The 23029-nt window shown below is 48.5% G+C and carries 20 protein-coding genes; 14 read left to right on the plus strand and 6 right to left on the minus strand.

Annotation, left to right across the window (positions count from 1 at the left end; all coding sequences use genetic code 11):
- Positions 1-15: 15 nt before the first annotated feature.
- From NYE28_RS03790 to NYE28_RS03800, 3 genes are read left to right on the plus strand one after another with little or no spacing between them, the layout of a single operon-like run.
- Positions 16-927 carry a putative nucleotide-diphospho-sugar transferase gene (locus tag NYE28_RS03790; RefSeq protein WP_015239358.1) on the plus strand — a complete coding sequence of 304 codons (912 nt, stop codon included), beginning with the start codon at positions 16-18 and terminating at the stop codon, positions 925-927.
- 28 nt (positions 928-955) lie between these two features.
- Positions 956-2116 (plus strand): glycosyltransferase family 2 protein, encoded by a 1161-nt coding sequence (locus NYE28_RS03795; protein WP_007408950.1) that lies wholly within the window; start codon positions 956-958, stop codon positions 2114-2116.
- Between the two features lie 15 nt (positions 2117-2131).
- Positions 2132-3070 carry a hypothetical protein gene (locus tag NYE28_RS03800; RefSeq protein ID WP_342490302.1) on the plus strand — a complete coding sequence of 313 codons (939 nt, stop codon included), beginning with the start codon at positions 2132-2134 and terminating at the stop codon, positions 3068-3070.
- 29 nt (positions 3071-3099) lie between these two features.
- Here the strand turns inward: NYE28_RS03800 and NYE28_RS03805 are convergent, their stop codons facing one another.
- Both NYE28_RS03805 and NYE28_RS03810 read right to left on the minus strand, forming a co-directional pair.
- Complete coding sequence (locus NYE28_RS03805; RefSeq protein WP_007408952.1) at positions 3100-4329, minus strand: MFS transporter; 1230 nt, start codon at positions 4327-4329, stop codon at positions 3100-3102.
- A gap of 117 nt (positions 4330-4446) precedes the next feature.
- Positions 4447-5832: an amino acid permease gene (locus tag NYE28_RS03810; RefSeq protein ID WP_080130718.1), complete on the minus strand. Its 1386-nt coding sequence runs from the start codon at positions 5830-5832 to the stop codon at positions 4447-4449.
- Between the two features lie 245 nt (positions 5833-6077).
- Between NYE28_RS03810 and NYE28_RS03815 the strand changes: the two genes are divergently transcribed.
- The 3 genes from NYE28_RS03815 (at position 6078) to NYE28_RS03825 (ending at position 9433) form a co-directional block, all read left to right on the plus strand.
- Positions 6078-7535 carry an aldehyde dehydrogenase family protein gene (locus NYE28_RS03815; RefSeq protein ID WP_025284398.1) on the plus strand — a complete coding sequence of 486 codons (1458 nt, stop codon included), beginning with the start codon at positions 6078-6080 and terminating at the stop codon, positions 7533-7535.
- Positions 7536-7550: 15 nt separating this feature from the next.
- Entirely contained in the window at positions 7551-8405 is an 855-nt protein-coding gene (locus NYE28_RS03820) for a methyl-accepting chemotaxis protein (protein ID WP_007408955.1), read from the plus strand.
- A 128-nt stretch (positions 8406-8533) separates the two neighbouring features.
- Positions 8534-9433: an SDR family oxidoreductase gene (locus NYE28_RS03825; RefSeq protein WP_136396191.1), complete on the plus strand. Its 900-nt coding sequence runs from the start codon at positions 8534-8536 to the stop codon at positions 9431-9433.
- A 45-nt stretch (positions 9434-9478) separates the two neighbouring features.
- Here NYE28_RS03825 and NYE28_RS03830 read toward each other — a convergent pair whose 3' ends face one another.
- Positions 9479-10546: a glycosyltransferase gene (locus NYE28_RS03830; RefSeq protein ID WP_020955481.1), complete on the minus strand. Its 1068-nt coding sequence runs from the start codon at positions 10544-10546 to the stop codon at positions 9479-9481.
- 158 nt (positions 10547-10704) lie between these two features.
- Here NYE28_RS03830 and NYE28_RS03835 point away from each other — a divergent pair, with 158 nt between their 5' ends.
- The 3 genes from NYE28_RS03835 (at position 10705) to NYE28_RS03845 (ending at position 14456) form a co-directional block, all read left to right on the plus strand.
- Positions 10705-12594 carry an ABC-F family ATP-binding cassette domain-containing protein gene (locus NYE28_RS03835; RefSeq protein ID WP_342490303.1) on the plus strand — a complete coding sequence of 630 codons (1890 nt, stop codon included), beginning with the start codon at positions 10705-10707 and terminating at the stop codon, positions 12592-12594.
- Between the two features lie 191 nt (positions 12595-12785).
- The gene (locus tag NYE28_RS03840; protein WP_012117050.1) at positions 12786-13208 is read left to right on the plus strand and encodes a MerR family transcriptional regulator; all 423 of its coding nucleotides are present in this window, start codon (positions 12786-12788) and stop codon (positions 13206-13208) included.
- Between the two features lie 63 nt (positions 13209-13271).
- Positions 13272-14456, plus strand: coding sequence for an MFS transporter (locus NYE28_RS03845; RefSeq protein WP_007408959.1), 1185 nt, complete (start codon positions 13272-13274; stop codon positions 14454-14456).
- Positions 14457-14499: 43 nt separating this feature from the next.
- On the opposite strand, the gene NYE28_RS03850 is transcribed toward NYE28_RS03845, so the two are convergent.
- Entirely contained in the window at positions 14500-16056 is a 1557-nt protein-coding gene (locus NYE28_RS03850; protein ID WP_342490304.1) for an ABC-F family ATP-binding cassette domain-containing protein, read from the minus strand.
- 171 nt (positions 16057-16227) lie between these two features.
- Between NYE28_RS03850 and NYE28_RS03855 the strand changes: the two genes are divergently transcribed.
- Together NYE28_RS03855 and NYE28_RS03860 are read left to right on the plus strand one after the other, a co-directional pair.
- The gene (locus NYE28_RS03855) at positions 16228-17358 is read left to right on the plus strand and encodes a DEAD/DEAH box helicase (RefSeq protein ID WP_007408961.1); all 1131 of its coding nucleotides are present in this window, start codon (positions 16228-16230) and stop codon (positions 17356-17358) included.
- 71 nt (positions 17359-17429) lie between these two features.
- Positions 17430-17876, plus strand: coding sequence for an N-acetyltransferase family protein (locus NYE28_RS03860; protein ID WP_342490305.1), 447 nt, complete (start codon positions 17430-17432; stop codon positions 17874-17876).
- A 51-nt stretch (positions 17877-17927) separates the two neighbouring features.
- Here the strand turns inward: NYE28_RS03860 and NYE28_RS03865 are convergent, their stop codons facing one another.
- Together NYE28_RS03865 and NYE28_RS03870 are read right to left on the minus strand one after the other, a co-directional pair.
- Entirely contained in the window at positions 17928-18947 is a 1020-nt protein-coding gene (locus NYE28_RS03865) for an NADP-dependent oxidoreductase (protein WP_015239367.1), read from the minus strand.
- A gap of 128 nt (positions 18948-19075) precedes the next feature.
- Positions 19076-19426, minus strand: coding sequence for a DUF3212 family protein (locus NYE28_RS03870; RefSeq protein ID WP_007610002.1), 351 nt, complete (start codon positions 19424-19426; stop codon positions 19076-19078).
- Positions 19427-19616: 190 nt separating this feature from the next.
- Between NYE28_RS03870 and NYE28_RS03875 the strand changes: the two genes are divergently transcribed.
- The 3 genes from NYE28_RS03875 to NYE28_RS03885 all read left to right on the plus strand — a co-directional run bounded on the left by NYE28_RS03875 (position 19617) and on the right by NYE28_RS03885 (position 22954).
- A complete protein-coding gene (locus NYE28_RS03875) occupies positions 19617-19964 on the plus strand; it encodes a general stress protein (RefSeq protein WP_003155650.1) in 348 nt (115 codons plus the stop codon).
- A gap of 163 nt (positions 19965-20127) precedes the next feature.
- Complete coding sequence (locus NYE28_RS03880; protein WP_167340552.1) at positions 20128-21393, plus strand: pectate lyase; 1266 nt, start codon at positions 20128-20130, stop codon at positions 21391-21393.
- 124 nt (positions 21394-21517) lie between these two features.
- On the plus strand, positions 21518-22954 hold the full coding sequence (locus tag NYE28_RS03885) for an anion permease (RefSeq protein WP_007408966.1): 1437 nt from the start codon (positions 21518-21520) through the stop codon (positions 22952-22954).
- The last annotated feature ends 75 nt before the right edge of the window (positions 22955-23029 follow it).

Consider the following 23029-nt stretch of genomic DNA (forward strand, 5'->3'; position numbering starts at 1 on the left):
AGGTGAGAGAAAGACGTGACAAGCGCATATTGCACAGTTTTATCAAAAGGAAGGCTGTATCAGGCTATCGCTTTGTTCGGCTCATTGAAAGCGGTTCAGGCGGACGCCCCCATTTTTACTTTGTGTATGGATCAAGACACCTATGACGTGCTTCAGGCAATGCGGCAGGATAATGTCACCTTGATTCAGGTGTCCGCACTGGAAAATGAGGAGCTCCTTGAACTGAAGCGGACGAGGGATCAGAGCGAATACTGCTGGACGGTGAAGCCGGTATTTCTCGAATTCGTGCTGGACGGACATCCGGAATTAGAGCGTGTCACGTACATTGATGCCGATTTGTTTTTCTTCGCTGATCCGCGCGCGATTTTTGACAATCAGCCGGATTGTTCGGTGCTTCTGTCACGGGGCGATATCGTCATTCCCTCATTTGAAAAACAGGAAATCGACATGCTGCAGCGTCTTTTAGGCCGGTATAATTCCGGTTTTCTCAGCTTCAAAACCGACAGTGCCGGCACAGATTGTCTCAGATGGTGGAAAGAACGCTGCCTGGAAGAATGCAAAAATGCGCCGGGCGAAGGAAAATTCGGAGATCAAGGCTACTTGGATTACATGTCCGGCCTGTTCCCGAATGTGTGTGACATCACCACGCCCGGCGTGAATATCGGCCATTGGAATTACGGCCGCCACACGTTTTCATGGAAGGACGGGCGTCTTGTGCTCGAAGACGGAAGTCCGCTGATTTTCTATCATTTCAGCGGATACCGGATCGTTACAGCCGGCGACATTCGGCAGATTCATGAGACGGACCGGACCGACCTGCCGTTTGTCCATCAGCTTTATCAGGACATTCTGAAGCGGGTGATCGGGACGGTCAGCGCCGTCTGCCCGGAGTTCAGCGGCTTTGCATCTGAGGATGATAACAAATAAATGATCATATACAGGAAGTGAACGAAAAGTGAAGGCAAGCGTCATTGTTCCCGCATATAATTCCAAGGAGCGGCTTTATAACAGCCTGCTGTCCCTGAATGAACAGGAATGCACAGAGCCGTTCGAAGTGATTGTGGCTGACAACGGTTCGGAAGACGGAACCTTATCCATGCTTGAATCATTCAGCGCGAATTTTCCGCTGATTTTTGTGAGAATTAAAGAAAACAGAGGGATCGCTTACGGCCGGAATCAGGCGGTCCGCAATGCCAGAGGCGATATTTTGATCTTCCATGACAGCGATATGCTTGCCGAAAAGGATTTGGTGGCGAAGCATATCAAGGCTCATGAGAACCGGGACGATCTTGTCGTATGCGGTATGTTCTGGAAGCGGATTTACAGCTTTTATTATGACCGTTTTGAAAAAGAGCATAAGGAAAAACTCGCCGAACTGTATGAAGAGCTGCCGGGCGATAAAGAGCCGCTCCTTGATGAAAGTGATATCAGAGACGGAAGTTTTCTTGACCAATGTTTTGATTTAGATACCGACTTTATCCGGGTGCTGAAAAGCATTTTGGAAAAATACGGAGATGATTTGAACGGCTACCGTCTGCCGTGGCGTTTTTTCATTACGAACAATTCGTCAGTCAAGAGACAGCACGTGGCAGATCTCGGCCTGTTTGATGAAGGCATTGTCAGATACGGCTTTGAAGATTATGATCTCGGCATCAGGCTTCATCAGTCGGGAATGAGATTTCAGCTGCGGCGCGATATCATGAGCGTCCATCAGGAGCATCCGAGCAACTGCGCTTCCGTTGATGATATCAGGGCGAATATCGCGTACATGTGCGACAAGTACAATGACATTCATTCGCTTGACGTGCACCTCGCGTTTAACGGCCCGTTTGACGCGGAGTTAACCAACAGCATGATGGCAGACATCGAAGTGCTGCTTGATTATGAGAAATATGAAAGCCTGCTGCACATTTTTCTCGAGCTGCTGCACGCGGTTAAAGACCGCAACCTCGACCCGGACTGGAAGACGAAAAGCCCGCGGATCACGGCGAACAGCTTCAATCTGCCGGAGGTCGGAAAGCTTTTGGCAAAAGCGGAAAAAAAGCTGGGCGTCACGCACTTTGCAAGGGCGTTCAAAGCGCTGGCTGCTGATTTACTGCATGTGGATCTTAAATAAATTGGATGTGATATGGTGAGTAAATATCATTTTTCAACCATTGTTTCCAGAACGCATATCTTTAAACTGATGCCGATGATTCATTCTCTCCATGAGCATTGCCGGGATTTTCATCTGTATGTGCTGTGTGTCGATCAGAAAGCGTACGAACTGCTTCAGCAGGTGCCGTGGGAACATATCACGGCGGTTCAGCTCCATGAAATGGAGGACCCGGAGCTGCTTGAAGCAAAGGGCGGCCGGACGTTTCATGAATATTGCTGGACGCTGAAACCGGCATTTCTGTTCCATGTGATGACGGAGTATGATGAAGCCGAATATTTTGCCCACTTGGACACCGATCTCTTTTTCTTCTCAGATGCGGGCGAGCTGTTTGCGGAAAAGCCGGATGCTTCCCTTTTTCTGACGGATCACCGCAATTCAGAACGGTTTGCGTCTTATTACAAGCTGACAGGGCAGTACAACACCGGGTTTGTCGGCGCGCGGAATACCGGGGAAGCGTATCGGGCGGTCTGGCAGTGGAGGCAGGATTGCATCTCCTATTGTACGGTGGAGATGAATGAAGAAAAAAAGACATACGGTGATCAAAGGTATGTTGAAAAGTGGCCCGCGCAGTTTGAACACGTTCATGTCACGGAGTCGATCGGCGCGAATGCGGCGCTGTGGAATATTGAGCAATATGACGTCAGCCTGCGCGGCGGGGCTGTATATGTCAATGACACCCCGCTGATTTTTTATCATTTTTCAGGCTTTACGCTCGTCACGGAGAACGAATTCAATCTATGCTGGTACTATCACATTGATGACGAGGCGACAGTCAATATGATTTACGTGCCGTACATCAAAAACGTAAAAAAATGGATTGATGAAATTCAAAAAGCGTTTCCTGATTTCAGAGACGGGTTTATTCCGAAATATGCGGTTCCTGACACTCATTTTTATACGGTTGAAACATAAAATCCCTGCCTTTTCGGCAGGGATTATTTTTATGAATGCCATTCTTTTAATGTTTTGTCGCTCGGCAGGACAAAGGCGAGCAGACCTAAAACGGGCAGAAAGGCGACGGCAGTCATGGTCGGCGTCAATCCCGCTGAATCAATAAGAGCTCCGAGCGCAACGGCTCCGATCGCGCCCATTCCGAAGGCGAGCCCGACCGTAAGCCCTGACATCGTTCCGATTTTGCCTGGAACAAGCTCCTGCGCGTAGACAACAGTCACGGAGAAGCTGGACATCAGAACAACACCGATCAGCGCCAGTACGCCATAGGCGATGACAGGTCCCGCAAACGGAAGGAAAATCGTCAAGGGAGCCGATGCTATCATCGAAACGATGATGACGTTCCGCTTTCCGAAACGGTCTGCAAGCGGCCCGCCGAGAAACGTTCCGACAGCTCCGAAAAATAAAAAGACGAAGATGTAGCTCTGTGCCTGCTGAATGCTGACATGATAGGCATTCATCGCATAGAACGTATAAAAGTTGCCGATCGCGCTCACATACCAGGAGCGCGCGAAAATTAAGAAGATAATCATGATAAGGGCGAGAATAATCGGTTTTGTAATCACGGTCTGCACAGCGGAGGCCGGTGATTTTTTACTTACGGCGCGCAAATGAATAAGGCGGCCTTTATACCATTTGGCGATATAAATGAGAAACAGAACAGCGATTGCGGCGACTAGCGTAAACCAGACAGAGCCGAATTGACCGAGCGGAACGAGAATCAGCGCGGTAATCAAGGGCGCCATCGCCTGGCCGGTATTCCCTCCGACTTGGTAAATCGATTGCGCCAAGCCGCGCTTTTCGCCGGCGGCCATGTAGGCGACACGCGATCCTTCAGGATGAAAGACGGCGGAGCCAAGGCCGATAAAAAAGACACAGCATAAAATCGTCAGAAAAGACGGGGCGAACGCGAGACCTAAAATGCCGAGCATGCTTGCGGTGAGTCCGAGCGGCAAGGCATACGGCATCGGGCGTTTATCCGTATACCAGCCGATGACGGGCTGCATCACGGAAGACACCATATTCAGCGTAAAGGCGATAATTCCGAGCTGCGTAAATGTAAGATTCATGGAACGTTCCAAAATCGGAAACATCGCCGGAATCACCGCTTGCAGTGAATCGTTCAGCAGATGACAAATCCCGATAATGAACAAAATAGAATACATGGTTGTCTCGGGACGATGGACAGGTTTTTCTTTAAGCGGGGCGGCAATTGCCAAAGTGATTCTCCTCCTTTTTATGTAAACGAAGCATACACCATATTATTCATAAGGTGAATGAATGATCAAGTGCAAAAAAGGCTCTTCTTTCTCAAACAGAAAAAAGAGCCTCCCTTTTTATTTATTTAACAAACTGTGTTTTCTCGAATACATCATATAAACGACGATCCCGGCGGCGATCCAGATGACAAAGGCGAGCCATGTCACGCCCGGCAGGCTGCTTGCGAGATACAGGCATAAGCATGCGCTGATGATCGGCACAAAAGGCACGAAAGGAACACGGAAGGAAGATTTGATCTCCGGATGTTTCTTTCTTAAAACGATGACGGCGATCGCAATGACCGTAAAGGCCGCCAAGGTTCCCATGTTGACGAGATGCGCCAAGGTTCCCAAATCAATAAAACCCGCGATCCCGGCGGCAACGATCCCCGTCACCCATGTGTTTTGAAACGGTGTTTTAAAACGCGGGTGAACCTTGGAAAACATGCGGGGCAAAAGGCCGTCTCTGCTCATCGCAAATGTAAGGCGCACCTGAGCGTAAAGCAGAGCGAGCATGACCGTTGTAATCCCGATAATCGCGCCGACGGAAATAATGCCTGCTATCTTGTTCTGGCCGACAAATTGGAGCGCGAAAGATACCGGATCTCCGACATTCAGCTTAGTATACGAAAGCATTCCCGTCAGGACGAGCGATACCGTAATGTAAAGGATGGTGCAGATGGCAAGCGCACCGATGATTCCGAACGGCATTGATTTCTGCGGGTTTTTCACTTCTTCCGACGCGTTTGACACGGCATCAAATCCGAGATACGCGAAGAAAACGGTCGCGGCGCTCGTGATGACGCCTTTCATTCCGAACGGCATAAACGGCGACCAGTTTTCCGGTTTCACGTAGCCGAAACCGACGATGATAAACAGCAGAATGATCGCAATTTTCATCAATACAATGACATTGTTAAAGCGGGTGCTTTCTTTCACGCCCCTTGAAACAATCGCGGTAATGACCAAAATAATGATAACGGCCGGCAGGTTGAACACGGCACCCGTTTTGCTGCCGGGTGCGGCGGTCAGCGCCTCCGGAAGATGCAGCCCGAAACCCGCAAGAAGCGACTGGAAATAGGATGACCAGCCGGTTGCGACGGCGGCGAGCGCGATGACATATTCAAGCATTAAGTCCCATCCGATTAAAAACGCGAGACACTCCCCGAGAGTGACATATGAATACGTATATACGCTGCCTGAAATCGGAATGGATGAAGAAAATTCCGCATAACAAAACGCGGCGAGCGCGCAGGCAAGGCCCGCGAGCACAAACGACAGAATCAAAGCCGGTCCTGCGCCTGTCGCGGCCACAGTCCCGGTAATCACAAAAATCCCCGTGCCGACAACACAGCCGATTCCGAGCAAAACCAAGTCAAAAGCGCTTAACGAGCGGGACAGGCTGGTCTGTTTGCTCTGGGCCTTTAAGTCGGCCAGCGGCTTTTTCCGAAATAGTAAAGACATATGGGTCCTCCTGAAAATTCATAATATTCTTATCATTATATACACTGACGTTTGTATTATATTGTCGAAATTTCTCGCAGTCAATTAAAGAATTTTCCACTTTAAAAGGACAAAGCTAAAAAGCGTCGATGTACGGAAGGAACGGGAATTTTATTGTGAAATAGTTCAATTTTCTCACCTTAAGACCGATACAAAAGATGACTCATCAACTAATTTCAAGTTTCGGTGAAAGGGAGATGTTTTACATGTTTCAATATGAAGAACTAAATAAGCAGTTTATCGGCGGCCGATGGAGGGATGGGAGCAGCCGGAACGTATTGGAAAACAGAAATCCTTATACTCAAAAAGTCATCACCTCATTCCAAAAAGCGACGTCTGATGACGTGGATGCGGCATATTGCGCCGCGGCTCTTGCGAAACAAGAATGGGACAAAGTAAACCCTTTTAAAAAGCGGGCCATTTTGGAAAAAGCCGTTTCTTTCATTGAAGAGCACGAAGAAGCGATTATTTACTTAATCATGGAGGAGCTTGGCGGAACACGGCTGAAGGCTGAGTTTGAAATCGGACTTGTCAAAAATATGATAAAAGAAGCCGCAACATTTCCGGTGCGGATGGAAGGGAAAATTCTTCCGTCCACGATTGACGGAAAAGAAAACAGGCTGTACAGAATACCCGCCGGAGTCGTGGGGGTGATCAGCCCGTTTAATTTCCCGTTTTTCCTTTCGATGAAATCTGTTGCGCCGGCACTCGGCGCGGGGAACGGCGTCGTGCTGAAGCCTCATGAAGAAACACCGATCTGCGGCGGAACGCTTATCGCGAAAATTTTTGAAGCGGCCGGCGTACCGGACGGGCTGCTGAATGTTATCGTGACGGATATCGGGGAGATCGGCGACAGCTTTGTTGAGCATCCCGTCCCGCGGATAATCTCATTTACAGGCTCAACCGGAGTGGGCAGCTATATCGGACAGCTTGCGGTCAAACACTTTAAAAAACCGCTGTTGGAGCTTGGCGGAAACAGCGCGCTGATCGTGCTTGAGGATGCTGATCTTGAATACGCCGTCAATGCGGCTGTATTCAGCCGGTTTACGCATCAAGGCCAGATCTGTATGTCGGCGAACCGCGTGCTCGTTCACACATCTGTATATGACAAATTTACAGAGCTTTACGAAGCGAAAGTGTCATCGCTGAAAGTCGGCGATCCGATGGACCCTGATACGGTTATCGGCCCTTTAATCAATGAGAGACAGGCGGAAGGTTTGAGACGGTCTGTCGAAAAAGCGATAGAAGAGGGAGCGGTTCCGGTGCTGTCCGGCCGATTCAGCGGAACGGTCGCTGAGCCCGTCATTTTAAAAGATGTGAAACCTGAGATGAGCATTGCGAAGGAGGAGCTGTTCGGACCGGCCGTCTGCATCATGCCGTTTGAAACGGAGGATGAAGCGGTAAGCATCGCAAACGCGACACCGTTCGGTTTAAGCGGAGCCGTGCATACGGCAAACGTTGAGCGCGGCGTTGAGTTTGCTAAGCGGATCGAAACCGGCATGATTCACGTCAACGATACGACCATTAATGATGAACCGAACGTCGCGTTCGGCGGCGAGAAGCAATCAGGTCTCGGCAGGCTGAACGGCGAATGGAGCCTTGAAGAATTCACCACGCTGAAATGGATTTCGGTTCAGCATGAAAAACGGCAATTCCCATATTAAGAAGGAGTGAAAGAAATGAGTATACAGACGGAGCAGCAAACGCACAGCCTGCTTGACGCATTTGTCAAAGTTGCGCCTTTTTTAAACAGCCTGATCCAAGATGACATCACCATCGGAATTTATGATACAGAAAAATTAATCGTGAATATTCCGGCTAAAACGTTTTCTCTTAATGTAAAGCCGGGAGACCCGCTGCAAAAAGGGGACATCATTACAGATGCGATCCGCATGAATCAGAAGAAGACAAGCATGGTGCCGAAAGAGCTCTTCGGATTTCCGCTGATCGCCAGAGCGATTCCGCTTCACGATGAAAACGGAAAAGTCATCGGCGGCGTCGGTCTCGGCACGAGCCTTGAAAAATCAGCCAAGCTTCATGATGTCGCTGAAAGCCTGTCCGCCGTCGTGGAACAGACCGCTTCGGCCATCGCGGATATCTCAGAATCCATCAGCGGTTTCTCAGCACAGATGACCGGGATTTCCGCTCAGGCGAAACAAGTCAGTGAAAGCGCGGGAGAAATCGCCGACATTTCCGTCACTGTCAAGGGCATCTCGGATCAAAGCAATCTGCTCGGTTTGAATGCGGCCATTGAAGCCGCGAGAGCAGGAGAATCCGGCAAGGGCTTTTCCGTGGTGGCGGATGAGATCCGCAAGCTTGCCACTCATTCAAAAGACAACGTCGGCCAAATTGACCAGATTACGAAAAAAATCCACAGCCTGCTGAAAGGGCTGGAGGACTCTATTGAATCCATCAACCAGAACACAAACGGCCAAGCGGCGGCGGTTGAACAAATTTCTGCCACGATGCAGGAAATTTCGGGAAGCGCCCAGCATTTAGCGAAAATGGCTGAAAACGTACTCGGAGAGTCATAAAAAAAGGGAGCTTACGGGCTCCTTTTTTGTTTTCCCTTTACCAATCGGAAACTGCACTTACACGTTTGATCCGTCATGCTCAGGGGTACACATACGAATACATCACCAATGATAAAGGAGAGTCTTGTATGTCTGATGCAAATCTGCACAACCCGCTGACGAAATATGATCATGATGAATTTCCAAAACAATATCAAGAACCGCCCGGTTTGCAGAAAGAGATGAAGCCTGTGCCGGACTGCGGTGAAACGAGCTATAAAGGAGCCGGCAAGCTGAAGGGAAGAAAAGCCCTCGTCACCGGCGGCGATTCAGGTATCGGCCGGGCCGCCGCGATTGCTTATGCCCGGGAAGGGGCGGATGTGGCGATTAACTATCTGCCTGAGGAAAAGCCGGATGCTGAAGAAGTGAAAGCGTTAATTGAAAAAGAGGGAAGAAAAGCCGTTCTGCTGCCGGGAGATTTAAGCGATGAAGCGTTTTGCGGAGAATTGGCGGAAAAAGCGTATCAAGAGCTTGGCGGTCTTGACACGCTCGCTCTTGTCGCCGGCAAACAGCAGGCAGTGGATGATATCAGCGATCTTGCCACAGAACAAATCTATCAAACATTTGAAGTCAACGTATTCTCGCTGTATTGGCTCGTCAAAGCCGCGCTTCCGTATCTGCCGGAAGGCGCGTCTATTATCACGACAACGTCCGTAGAAGGGTATAATCCAAGCCCGATGCTGTTGGATTATGCCGCGACGAAACATGCCATTATCGGTTTTACCGTCGGCTTAGGAAAACAGCTGGCGAATAAAGGAATCAGAGTCAACTCGGTAGCGCCGGGGCCGATCTGGACGCCTCTGCAGATTTCGGGAGGACAGCCCGGTGAAAACATTCCGAAATTCGGCAAGGAAACACCGGCCGTTCCATTAAAGCGCGCCGGACAGCCGGCGGAGCTAGCAGGGATTTATGTCTTTTTGGCCTCAGAAGAATCGAGCTATGTGACATCCCAGATTTACAGTGTAAGCGGAGGAATTCCGACAGCGTAATCAATAAGGAGCTGCCCTTCATACGGGGCAGCTCTTTTTTTGATGTTATGTGCCGAGCACGTTTTGATTATACAGGACACTCGGATGTGACGGATGATAGGAGGCGGCTTTGTCGTTATGAATCTTCGCTTTTTCTCTGTCGCCGAGCTGCCAGTGGCAGACGCAGAGCTGAAGATGGGGATACCAGGTGGAATATTCGAGCTGGGTAAAGCCTGCATCACTGCTTTTGGCGGATAGGGCGAGCTCATACCAAAACACGCCCTGCCGGTATTGCCGTTTCTCCGCAAAATAGTCGCCGAGCCTGCAGCAGAACTCCGGACGCGGACAATCGATCAGAAATGATTTTAAGAGAGACGTCATGGCGGCCTCTTCATGGCCGACCGCCCTGTAGCAATCGGATAGATATTGGCACGTTCTGATCTCGTCTTCGATCCAGCACTGTTTTGTGGAAAGAAAATGGTGATAATACGTGATGGCGCGCTGATACTGGCCGTGATCCTTTAATTCATTCGCGAAGTAAAACAAATCGCGCGGTGTCATCGTTTCACTGTTTTCCGCCATTTTCTCATAAATCTTCAAGTTGCGGTCTGAGGGAGGTGAGTGCTTTTTCTCGGATTTCCGGTGTGTGACGGCAATATCGGTTTCTATGATGTTTCCGTATACTTCAAGATACTCATGCACGGCTCCGATCCAGCGGAATCCTTTTTCACGCTTGACGAGTCGGTTGCGGCGGTATCTGAAGCTGACCTCTCCCCGATCATCAAAGCCGACGTGATAATACATGGATACCGCATCCACCTCTTTTGAAAGCGACGCCTTCAGTTCAATCAGCTTTTCACGGTCCTTTTCCGTCAATATATCGTCGGCGTCCAGCCACAGAATATAATCCATTTCCGCTTTCGAAAACACAAAGTTACGGGCGGCCGCAAAGTGATCGATCCATTCAAAATCATAAATCTTATCCGTATAACGGGCCGCGATTTCTTTCGTCCGGTCGGTCGAGCCCGTATCAGCAATCACAATTTCATCCGCAATGTCTTTGACGGAATCAAGACAGCCCGCAAGCACTTCCTCTTCATTTTTCACGATAACGCACAAACTGACGCTGATCATGTCATCACCTCTTCCCCTCCAGTGTATAAAAGGAGAGGCGGAAACATTCTTCGGACAAAATGATCTCTTCCAAGAAATTTGTCTGTCCTTTTACTAGTTTTATTCCAGCGCCTGATTTAAAATGAACACATGAACTTACGTGAGGATTGATAGGAACCATGAGCATCATAAAAGCGGAAAACCTTTATAAAACATACGGAGATAAGACATTATTCGACCATATCTCCTTTCATATTGAAGAGAATGAAAGAATCGGTTTAATCGGCCCGAACGGAACGGGGAAGTCTACGCTTCTGAAAACCATTGCCGGCCTTGAATCAACGGAGGAAGGCGAGATTACGGCTTCAGGAAACGTGCATATTGAGTTTTTGCATCAGGACCCTGATCTTCCGGCCGGACAAACCGTACTTGAGCATATTTATTCCGGTGGATCAGCCGTCATGAGAACGATGAGAGAATACGAAAAAGCGCTTCAGGCGCTGAATGAAGAACCGGAAAATGACCAGCGCCAGAAACAGCTGCTTGATGCGCAGGCCCGAATGGACGCGAATGATGCGTGGGAGGCGAATACGTTAGCCAAAACGGTTTTAACCAAACTTGGCGTCACCGATCTGATGAAGGATGTCAGTGAGCTGTCCGGCGGCCAGAGAAAGCGCGTCGCGATTGCGAAAAACGTCATCCAGCCGGCTGACCTGCTCATTTTGGATGAACCGACAAACCACTTGGACAATGAAACGATTGAATGGCTGGAAGGCTACTTATCGCAATATCCGGGCGCCGTTATGCTTGTCACGCACGACAGATATTTTCTGAACAGGGTGACGAACAGAATTTACGAGCTTGAGAGAGGAAGCCTTTATACGTATAAAGGAAACTATGAAGTATTCCTGGAAAAACGGGCCGAACGGGAAGCGCTGGCGGAGCAGAAAGAAACAAAACGTCAAAACCTCCTGCGCCGCGAATTGGCGTGGCTCAGAAGAGGGGCGAAAGCGCGCTCGACGAAACAAAAAGCGAGAGTGGACAGAGCGGAGGCGCTCAAAGAGCAAAAAGGGCCGGCAGTCTCCGGATCACTCGATTTCGCGATCGGCTCCCACCGTCTCGGAAAACAGGTGATCGAAGCCGATAACGTCACCATTACCTATAACGGCCAAGCGCTGATCAGCCGGTTTAATGAGCTTGTCATCCCGGGGGAACGAATCGGCATCATCGGGCCGAACGGAATCGGGAAAACGACACTTTTAAACAGCCTCGCCGGCAGAATTCAGCCTGACAGCGGCAATATCACCATCGGGCAGACGGTCCGGATCGGCTACTACACCCAGGACCACAGCGAAATGAACGGTGATATGAAAGTCATTGAATATATAAAAGAGACGGCTGAAATCGTCAAAACGGCGGAAGGCGAGATCATCACCGCGGAACAAATGCTTGAGCGTTTTCTGTTCCCGCGTCCGATGCAGCAGACATATATCAGAAAGCTGTCGGGCGGGGAAAAGCGCCGTCTGTACTTGCTGAATGTACTGATGCAGGAACCGAATGTGCTGTTTTTAGATGAGCCGACCAATGATCTGGACACGGAAACATTAAGCGTGCTCGAAGATTATATCGAACAGTTCCCAGGCGTCGTCATCACCGTATCCCATGACCGCTATTTCCTTGACCGCGTCATTGACCGCCTGATCGTATTTGAAGGAAACGGTGTCATTTCCCGTTTCCAAGGTTCGTACAGTGAATACATGGAACACGCAAAAGCGAAGAAGACGGCGGTAAAACAGCCGGCCGAAGAGAAAAAGGCGGAGGAAGAGCCGAAGAAAAAGCGCAAAAAGCTTTCATATAAGGATCAGATCGAATGGGACGGCATCGAAGACAAAATCGCCGGCCTTGAAGAAAAGCATCAGCGTCTGGAAGCGGAAATCGCTGAAGCGGGAAGTGATTTCGGAAAGATTCAAGAACTGATGGCCGAACAGGCAAAAACGGCTGAAGAGCTTGAAGCGGCGATGGAGCGCTGGACCGAATTGTCACTGATGATTGAAGAACTTGAGAATTAAGAAAAGCCGGTACGGCCCCCGAGAAAGATGGCGGGTCATACCGGCTTTTTTTATCTTACACAGATGTCTCCCGGCGCTTTAAAGACAAACGTTTTGTCCAAGCAAAGTTTATCAGGCATAAAAAGTTAACGTTTACGTTAAGGTTCAAATGGTGTATAATAGAAACAGATACGACAAGAGGGGGATTCACCTTGGAATGGATGAAGATTGATCAAGTTGCCAAGCGAAGCGGATTGACAAAACGAACCATTCGTTTTTACGAGGAGATTGGTTTGATTCCTGCTCCTAAACGGACAGAAGGCGGCGTCCGGCTATACTCTGAAGATGATATGGAGGAGCTCGAAAAAGTCACCAGCACAAAAGAAGTGCTCGGTTTTTCCCTTCAGGAGCTTCAGCAGTTTATGGAGATGAGCCGTCAGCTGGAATTAAACAAAGAGGGGTACTTGTTGTCACTGGATCCGAAGGAACGGAAAGAAAAGCTGGAAGAGATTCAGCAGGCTTTGAACCACCAGCTTGAGATGATTGATGAGAAGATCAGCACATTTCAGCATTTTAAAACGCGCCTTAACGGAATGAAAGAAAAAGCTGACCGCGCCATTCAATCAATCGAATGATTTTGCTGTAAACGCTATGGATATAGCGTTTCTTTTAATGGATGAAACAGGAGGTCTGGTCAAATGGATACATCATCACAACAGAAAACAGGCTTATTCAGCCAGCCGAAAGCCGTTTGGGCGGTTGCGTTTGCCTGTGTTATTTCCTTTATGGGAATCGGTCTTGTCGATCCGATTCTTCCGGCGATCGCCGCACAATTACATGCTTCACCTAGTGAAGTATCTCTGTTATTTACAAGTTATTTGCTCGTTACCGGTTTTATGATGTTTTTCTCCGGCGCGATTTCAAGCCGGATCGGCGCAAAATGGACGCTGCTTCTCGGACTTATTTTTATCATCGTGTTTGCCGCCCTCGGCGGAAGCTCAAGTTCAATCGCTCAGCTTGTCGGCTATCGCGGCGGCTGGGGGCTTGGGAATGCTCTCTTTATTTCAACCGCGCTTGCCGTCATTGTCGGGGTATCTGTCGGCGGCAGCGCCAAAGCCATTATTCTGTATGAGGCTGCACTCGGCTTGGGGATTTCCGTCGGGCCGCTTGCAGGCGGAGAGCTTGGCAGCATCTCATGGCGCGCTCCGTTCTTCGGAGTGTCTGTCCTCATGTTCATAGCGCTTTGCGCGATTTCACTCATGCTGCCGAAGCTGCCGAAACCGGCGAAACGCGTCGGTGTGTTTGATGCGATGAAGGCGCTCAAATATAAAGGCCTTTTGACAATGGCAGTATCTGCATTCTTATACAACTTTGGATTTTTTATTTTGCTTGCTTATTCTCCGTTCGTGCTGGATTTAGATGAACACGGCCTTGGATACGTCTTCTTCGGCTGGGGTTTATTGCTGGCAATTACGTCAGTCTTTACGGCGCCGCTCGTGCACAAAGCGCTGGGAACAGTGGGTTCGCTCGTCGTTCTCTTTATCGCCTTTGCGGTCATTCTCATCGTCATGGGGATCTGGACTGACCATCAGACGTTGATCATTACGTGTATCGTTGTCGCCGGTGCTGTTCTCGGTATGGTGAATACGATCATGACAACCGCTGTGATGGGTTCTGCGCCGGTTGAACGTTCAATCGCGTCTTCAGCCTACAGCTCAGTCCGTTTTATCGGCGGTGCGCTCGCTCCGTGGATTGCGGGGATGCTGTCAGAACACTTCACTGCAAGCACTCCATATACAGTAGGCGGGATCGTCGTTTTTGTCGGCATGCTTGTCCTTCTCATGGGACGCAAACATCTCGCCGGAATAAAAGCCGGACATTAAGAAAAAAAGGAACTTCCGCATGGGCGGGAGTTCCTTTTTGTGTTTACAGCACTTTCGTCGTCCAAGATTCACAATTCCATGTTTCCGTCGCGATATCCATGTAGAACTCGGGTTCGTGGGAAATCAGCAGAATGGAGCCTTTGTATTCTTTCAGCGCGCGTTTCAGCTCTTCTTTCGCATCGACATCCAGGTGGTTTGTCGGTTCGTCAAGCACGAGCAGGTTTGTTTCTGAATTGATCAGTTTGCACAGTCTGACCTTCGCTTTTTCTCCTCCGCTGAGAACGGAGACGCGGCTTTCAATGTGTTTGGTCGTCAGGCCGCATTTGGCGAGGGCGGCGCGGATTTCATACTGGGTAAAGGAAGGAAATTCGCTCCACACTTCTTCGATGCACGTATTGTTATTGGTTTCTTTCACTTCCTGCTCGAAATAGCCCGTGTATTGATGCTCGCCCCGTTCCACCGTGCCTTCCAGCGGCTGGATTTCACCGAGCAGGCTCTTTAACAGCGTCGTCTTCCCGATGCCGTTTGCGCCGTACAGGGCGACTTTCTGTCCGCGTTCCATTCTGAGATTGAGCGGGCGTGACAGCGGAGTATCGTAGCCGATGACTAAGTCCTTCGTTTCAAAAATGAGCTTGCCTGACGTTCTCGCAGGCTTGAAATGGAATTCCGGTTTCAATTTTTCGGCCGCCAGTTCGATCATATCCATCTTATCAAGCTTTTTCTGGCGGGACATCGCCATATTTCTCGTGCTGACCCGCGCTTTGTTGCGGGCGACGAAATCTTTCAGCTCAGCCACTTCCTGCTGCTGTTTTTTATAGGCGGCTTCGAGCTGCTGTTTTTTCACTTCGTAGACTTCCATAAACTGATGGTAGTCGCCGACATAACGAGTCAGCTCCTGATTTTCCACATGATAAATCAAATTGATCACGCTGTTTAAAAACGGAATGTCGTGAGAAATTAAGATGAACGCATTTTCATATTCCTGCAAATAGCGTTTCAGCCATTCAATATGCTGCTCATCAAGGTAGTTGGTCGGTTCGTCCAACAGAAGGATTTCCGGTTTTTCCAAAAGCAGTTTGGCGAGCAGCACTTTCGTCCGCTGTCCGCCGCTTAAATCAGTGACGTCGCGGTCAAGTCCGACATCCTGCAGGCCGAGGCCGCGGGCGATTTCTTCAACTTTGCTGTCAATCACGTAGAAGTCATTGTTTGTCAGGGCGTCTTGAATGACACCGACATCTTCAAGCAGCTGCTCAAGCTCATCAGGGTCCGCTTCGCCCATTTTGTTGTAAATCTCATTCATTTCCTCTTCCATCGCAAATAAGTAATGGAACGCATCTTTCAGCACGTCGCGGATCGTTTTTCCTTTTTCAAGCACGGTATGCTGATCGAGGTAGCCGACGCGCACGTTTTTCGCCCATTCAACTTTACCCTCATCAGGCTCAAGCTTTCCGGTAATAATATTCATAAACGTTGATTTACCTTCGCCGTTTGCTCCGATTAAGCCGACGTGCTCCCCTTTTAAAAGACGGAACGATACATTGTTAAAAAGCGCACGGTCACCAAAGCCGTGGCTTAAATCTTTTACGGATAAAATACTCATCATTACACCTCTATCGTTATCAGACACGCTTTATTCATCATGTGTCTTTCTCATTTATGATTATAAAGGAGGAGACCGTTTGTTAAAAGGCTTGGAAGGAAAAAGAAAATTGCGTTTGGCGCGTGCATTTGAGATACTATGGAGTAGATTTTAAGAATTGAGGAGAACGACATGACCCAAACATGGCCATTTTTACAGCATACACAACCATTTATCGCCGAAAACTGGGAGGCCTCAGGTTTTCAGGAGCCGACCGTCATTCAGGAAAAAGCCGCTCAGGTGATTATGGAAGGGAAAGACGTCATCGCCGAATCCCCGACGGGAACGGGAAAAACATTGGCGTACACGCTTCCGGTTCTGGAGCGGATCAACCCGGAACAGAAACATCCGCAAGTGATCATTTTAGCGCCGTCCCGCGAGCTAGTGATGCAGATTTTTCAAGTGATTCAGGAGTGGATAAAAGGCTCTGATCTTCGCGCTTTGTCTTTGATCGGCGGAGCAAACGTGAAAAAGCAGGTGGAAAAGCTCAAAAATAAACCGCATATCATTGCGGGCACACCGGGCAGGGTGCTCGAATTGATTCAGGCGAAAAAGCTGAAAATGCATGAAGTCAAGACAATCGTTCTTGATGAAGCGGATCAGCTTGTGACACAGGAACACCGCGAAACGATGAAAAAAATCATTAAAACGACGCTGAAAGACCGACAGCTTTTAAGCTTTTCCGCTACGCTGCAGCCGGAAACAGAACAGGTGCTGAATACCATCGCACATGAACCGGCTGTTTTGAAAGTGGAGCGGAATACGGCGGAAAAAGCGCGCGTCACGCATCAATATCTCGTCTGCGATCAGCGGGATAAAGTAAAGCTATTACAAAAGCTGTCACGGCTGAACGGCATGCAGGCGCTCGTGTTCGTCAGAGATATCGGAAATTTAAGCGTCTATGCGGAAAAACTCGCCTATCACCATGTGGATCTCGGCATCCTGCACGGAGAAGCGAAAAAAATGGAGCGGGCAAAGATATTATCAGCGTTTGAACGGGGAGAATTTCCGCTGCTTCTGGCGACTGACATTGCGGCGCGCGGTCTCGATATCGATGATCTTCCGTACGTCATTCACGCGGACATCCCGAATGAAGACGGGTACATTCACAGATCAGGCCGGACGGGGCGGGCCGGTAAAGAAGGAACCGTACTCAGCCTTGTCACGCCGATGGAAGAATCCAAATTGAAAAAAATGGCCAAATCACTCGGAATTGCGCTGAAAGAGGCCGTTTATTCAGGCGGAAAATTATCTGAGAAATAAGAAACGGAGGGCGGGAAGCCCTTCGTTTTTTGTTGTAAAATAATAGAAAAGGTTCAGGCGGGGGCGGGTTGATGGTTTCAATAATCAGATTTCAAATATTGAAGGAACGTGAGCTAAAAATACTTGAACACTGGTTTAAGAACGATAATATCAGACGGAGAATGGATGCGATGCTGCCATTAGACGCATGGTATGCACGATTGAATAAAGATGAAGACGATACTGTCATTATGGCATATGACGGGGAGTGTCCGGCAGGCATGGTCTCTATAGAGTTTGTGGAGGAGCGGGCGTATATCGGATTGATCGTCAATCCTTTGTACCAGCTTCAAGGGTACGGAAAACAGATCTTGAAAAAACTGCTGACTGATCCTGGGTTTACCAGCGTGCGGGTATGGGCGGCAAGCATCGAAAAAGACAATCAAATCAGTTTAGCCTGCTTTCAAGCAGCGGGATTCACTTTGGAAGATACGGAGCCTGATGAAGACGGCTTTCTTACTTTGATTCTTCGCGGCTGATCCGAAAAAAAGAAAAGGAGGGGACAAAGCCCTCCTTTTTTCATCATTATGTTAACTTAGATCACTGACTTTGATGATCTGTTTGCCTTTGTTTTCTCCTTTAAACAGGCCGAGGAACGCGTCAGGAATATTGCTGAATCCTTCCGTAATCGTTTCTTCATAATGAAGCTTTCCGTCCTTGAGCCATTCGGCCAATTGTTTCGCGCCTTCGGAAAAGCGGTCAGCATAATCACTGACGATGAATCCCTGCATCAGCGCTTTTGTTTTGATCAGCTTCGGCTGGACGCGGGGGCCCATGTCTTCTTCTTCACTTTCGGTATTGTACGATGAGATTGCTCCGCATACCGGAATGCGGGCGAATTCATTCAGCAGGTTGATCACCGCATCTGAAATCGGTCCGCCGACATTGTCAAAATAGACATCGACGCCGTCAGGACATGCCTGTTCCAGCGCTTTTTGAATATCATCCGCCGTTTTGTAATTAATGGCTTCATCAAATTGAAGCTCCTCTTTCAAATACGCGATTTTTTCATCAGATCCGGCGATGCCGACAACCCGCGCGCCTTTGATTTTGGCAATCTGTCCGACTGTTGAGCCGACGGCGCCCGCCGCGCCTGAAACGACGACGGTTTCGCCTTTTTTCGGACGGCCGATATCGAGCAGCCCGAAGTAAGCGGTCAGTCCGGTCATCCCTAAAATGCCAAGATACGCCTGGGCGGGTGCGATATCCGTATCCAACTTGCGGAGGGCGGACTCATTGACGGCTGAATATTCCTGCCACGCGAGATTTCCGATCACAACATCTCCTTTTTTCAGCTTATCGCCGTCTGTCAGAACCTCGGCAATCACTCCGCCTGTTATGGCTTCATCTAAAGCGAACGGCTCTACATATGATTTTGTATCCTGCATCCGTCCGCGCATGTACGGATCAACGGACACATAACTCGTTTTCACAAGCACTTCGCCGTCTTTCGGTTCGGGCACGGCAATCGTTTCAAAGCGGAAATCGTCATGGGCGGGAACGCCTTTGGGGCGTCTTGCCAATTGAATTTGCTGCTGATGATTCGGCATACTGAATCCTCCTTCAAGATAAGTGGTTGTTCCAAATGTAACACGAACCATTTCCCGATTACAAAATCAAACCGTCAACGGTCATAAAAAAAGAAGGGCCCAGGGCCCTTCTTTCCTTATATGCATATTTAATAGAATAACCGGTACACATCGGTGTTTTTCTCATGTTCCAAATATTCATAGGCATTCGTTTTTGAAGAATGAAGCATGTCAGCGGTAACGACGGGCTGAAGCGCGGTCAGATAAGAACCCAGCCTATTTTCAATTTCTTTCGGCAGAACGGATTCGATATCACCGATATTGATAATGATAGAGAAAACGAAATCGATATTAATATGAAAAGTATCTTCAGCAAAGGCCGTAAGCTCTTTTATTCCATCCGGGCAGCGGGTATGCCGGCGGAATACCTGCTTCACTAAATCACTGACAACCCAAGCGTTAAATCGCTGTTCCGGTGAAAAGTAATGAATAGGAACCACCTCCCTGCTTAATCGGCTCATGAAGATTTTTATTTTTCTGATAAAAGTTGCTTTTTCTACTGTAACATGTCCCGCCAGAAAATATCCACCGACAATCTGCCCGTTTTCCCACTGAACTCTCTTTCTTTTGTTTGATCCTTGATTGATCGGGTAAACATCCAATATACAAAACAAAAGGGAGGACTTATCAATGAAACCGGTAGTAAGAGAATATACAAATGATCAAAAACTGATGCAGGACGTAAAAGAGCTTCAGCAATTGGGTGTCGCAAAAGAAGACGTATATGTGCTTTCTCATGATGACGACAGAACGGACCGCCTGGCCGATAATACTGATGTCAATACCATCGGAGCGAAAGAAACGGGCATTAAACACGCAGTCGGCAATATGTTTAATAAAAAAGGCGACGAGCTCCGCAACAAAATTCACGAAATCGGCTTTTCGGAAGAGGAAGCATCACAATTTGAAAAGCGCTTAGATGAAGGAAAAGTTCTTCTGTTTGTCACGGATAACGAAAAAGTGAAATCATGGGCGTAAGCTGAACAGATCCCAAGGGGTTTTCGGTCCCTTGGGATTTTTTTGCGGTTTCCGCAATAAAACCGAAAGGCACATTCTGTACATTTTCGGTGCTGTTTCTCAACTGATTTGATACAATTCGATTGTAATAAATTGGAACAGAGAATCAGGAGGAGCACAATTCATGAAAAAAATGTTATTTATGCTGGCGGTTTGTTTATGTATGATCCCTGCGGACGTCTATGCCGCTGATCTGGGACGGCAGACGTTAGGAACAAATGATGGCTGGGGAGCCGCTTCCGGCGGGACAACCGGCGGCGCGAAAGCCTCTTCATCGAATGTATACACCGTATCAAACAGACAGCAGCTCGTTTCTGCATTAGGGGGAAGCGCCAACAGCACACCGAAGATTATTTACATACAAGGCACAATCAATATGAATACGGACGACCGCAATAAAACGCTCGGCTTTGATGATTATAAAGATCCGGCATATGATCCGAACGCCTATCTGAAGGCGTACGACCCGGACAAATGGGGAAAAAAAGCGCCGTCAGGCACCCAGGAAAACGCCAGACAGCGATCGCAAAAAAACCAGAAGGCACGGGTCGTGGTTGACATTCCTTCAAATACGACGATCATCGGCTCGGGTTCAAATGCCAAAGTGACAGGCGGGAATTTTAATATTAAGAACGGCGTCGACAATGTCATCATCCGCAACATTGAATTTCAAGACGCTTACGACTATTTTCCGCAATGGGACCCGACGGACGGCAGCAGCGGCAACTGGAACTCGGAATATGACAATATCACCATTAACGGCGCGACGCACATCTGGATCGATCATTGCACCTTTAATGACGGATCGAATCCCGACAGCGGTTTTCCCTACTATTACGGGAGAAAATATCAGCACCATGACGGCCAGACGGATATAGCCAACGGGGCGAATTATATTACATTGTCCTATAATAAATATCATGACCATGACAAAGGCTCCGTCATCGGAAACAGCGACAGCAAGACGTCGGATGAAGGAAAACTGAAGGTGACCATTCACCATAACTATTACCAGAACATCGTCCAGCGCGCACCGCGGGTCCGGTACGGGCAGGTTCATATTTATAATAATTTTTACGCAGGCTCTAAAAGCGCCGCATACCCGTTCAGCTATGCGTGGGGCGCGGGCCACGCGTCGAAAATATATGCCCAGAATAATGTTTTTGAAGTGCCGGGACTGGCTGCTGATAAAGTCATCAGCGTCTTCAGCGGCGGAAAAGCGCTTCATGAAGACGGCACTCTTTTAAACGGCTCCTCCATTAACGCGTCGGCCGCCAACGGATTAAGTCAGTCCGTCGGCTGGACACCGTCATTGCACGGTTCCATCGGCTCATCATCAAATGTAAAATCAGATGTTATATCTAAAGCCGGGTCGGGCATATTAAAATAATAAACAAGAAGCACAAAGGAAAATATTCCTTTGTGTTTTTTAATTAACAAAAACGTTTATTAACTTAGTTAAGTAGTAAAATGGGGTAGGGGATGGAAGACAACAAAATAGGAGGAGACCTGTAATGGCTTCAGAAAAAGACGCAAAAAAACAGCAGGCAGTAAAAATCATTCCTTTGCTTATTACTGTTGCTGTGGGATTAATCATTTGGTTTATTCCCGCGCCGTCCGGACTTGAACCTAAAGCATGGCATTTGTTCGCTATTTTTGTCGCAACAATTATCGGCTTTATCTCCAAGCCCTTGCCAATGGGCGCAATTGCAATTTTTGCATTGGCAGTCACCGCGTTAACGGGAACGCTATCTATTGAAAATACGTTAAGCGGATTTGGAAACAAGACAATCTGGCTGATTGTCATCGCCTTTTTTATTTCCCGGGGTTTCATCAAAACCGGGCTCGGCGCCAGGATTTCTTACGTATTCGTACAACGGTTCGGGAAGAAAACACTCGGCCTTTCTTATTCACTGCTTTTCAGTGATTTAATTTTATCACCTGCCATTCCGAGCAACACGGCACGGGCGGGCGGCATTATTTTTCCTATTATCAGATCATTATCCGAAACTTTCGGATCAACGCCGGCAGACGGAACAGAGCGGAAAATCGGCGCTTTCTTATTAAAAACCGGTTTTCAAGGAAACTTGATTACGTCTGCGATGTTTTTGACGGCAATGGCGGCGAACCCGCTGATCGCCAAGCTGGCCCACGATGTCGCAGGGGTGGACATCACATGGACAAGCTGGGCAATCGCGGCCATTGTACCGGGATTGGCGAGCTTAATCATTACGCCGCTCGTCATTTATAAGCTGTATCCGCCGGAAATTAAAGAAACACCGGATGCGGCTAAAATCGCAACGGAAAAATTGAAAGAAATGGGTCCGTTTAAAAAATCCGAACTCTCCATGGTCATCGTCTTTTTATTGGTGCTTGCGCTGTGGATTTTCGGAGGAAGCTTAAATATTGACGCAACGACGACGGCCCTGATCGGATTATCCGTTTTGCTTTTGTCACAGGTATTAACATGGGAGGACATCAAAAAGGAACAAGGTGCATGGGATACGCTGACTTGGTTCGCGGCGCTTGTGATGCTGGCGAATTTTCTGAATGAGCTCGGCATGGTGTCTTGGTTCAGCAATATGATGAAATCTTCTGTTTCCGGTTTTTCATGGATTGTGGCATTTATGATTCTGATTGTCGTGTATTATTACACGCATTACTTCTTTGCGAGCGCAACCGCGCATATCAGCGCCATGTATGCGGCATTTCTCGCCGTCATCGTGGCGGCAGGCGCTCCGCCGCTGTTGGCGGCGCTCAGCCTGGCGTTTTTCAGCAACCTTTTCGGTTCGACGACGCATTACGGCTCAGGAGCGGCTCCGGTCTTTTTCGGAGCGGGTTATATATCGCAAAGCAAATGGTGGTCCATCGGCTTTATCCTGTCAATCGTCCATATTGTGACATGGCTTGTGATCGGCGGATTATGGTGGAAAGTATTAGGGTTATGGTAGAAGAAAAAAAGGCAGACTCAGGTCTGCCTTTTTTTTATTTCTGTAAGGAAGGGGAAGGGCCTGCACATGATGACT

This window comes from Bacillus sp. FSL R5-0443, assembly GCF_038608285.1.
Taxonomy (GTDB): Bacteria; Bacillota; Bacilli; order Bacillales; family Bacillaceae; genus Bacillus; species Bacillus velezensis.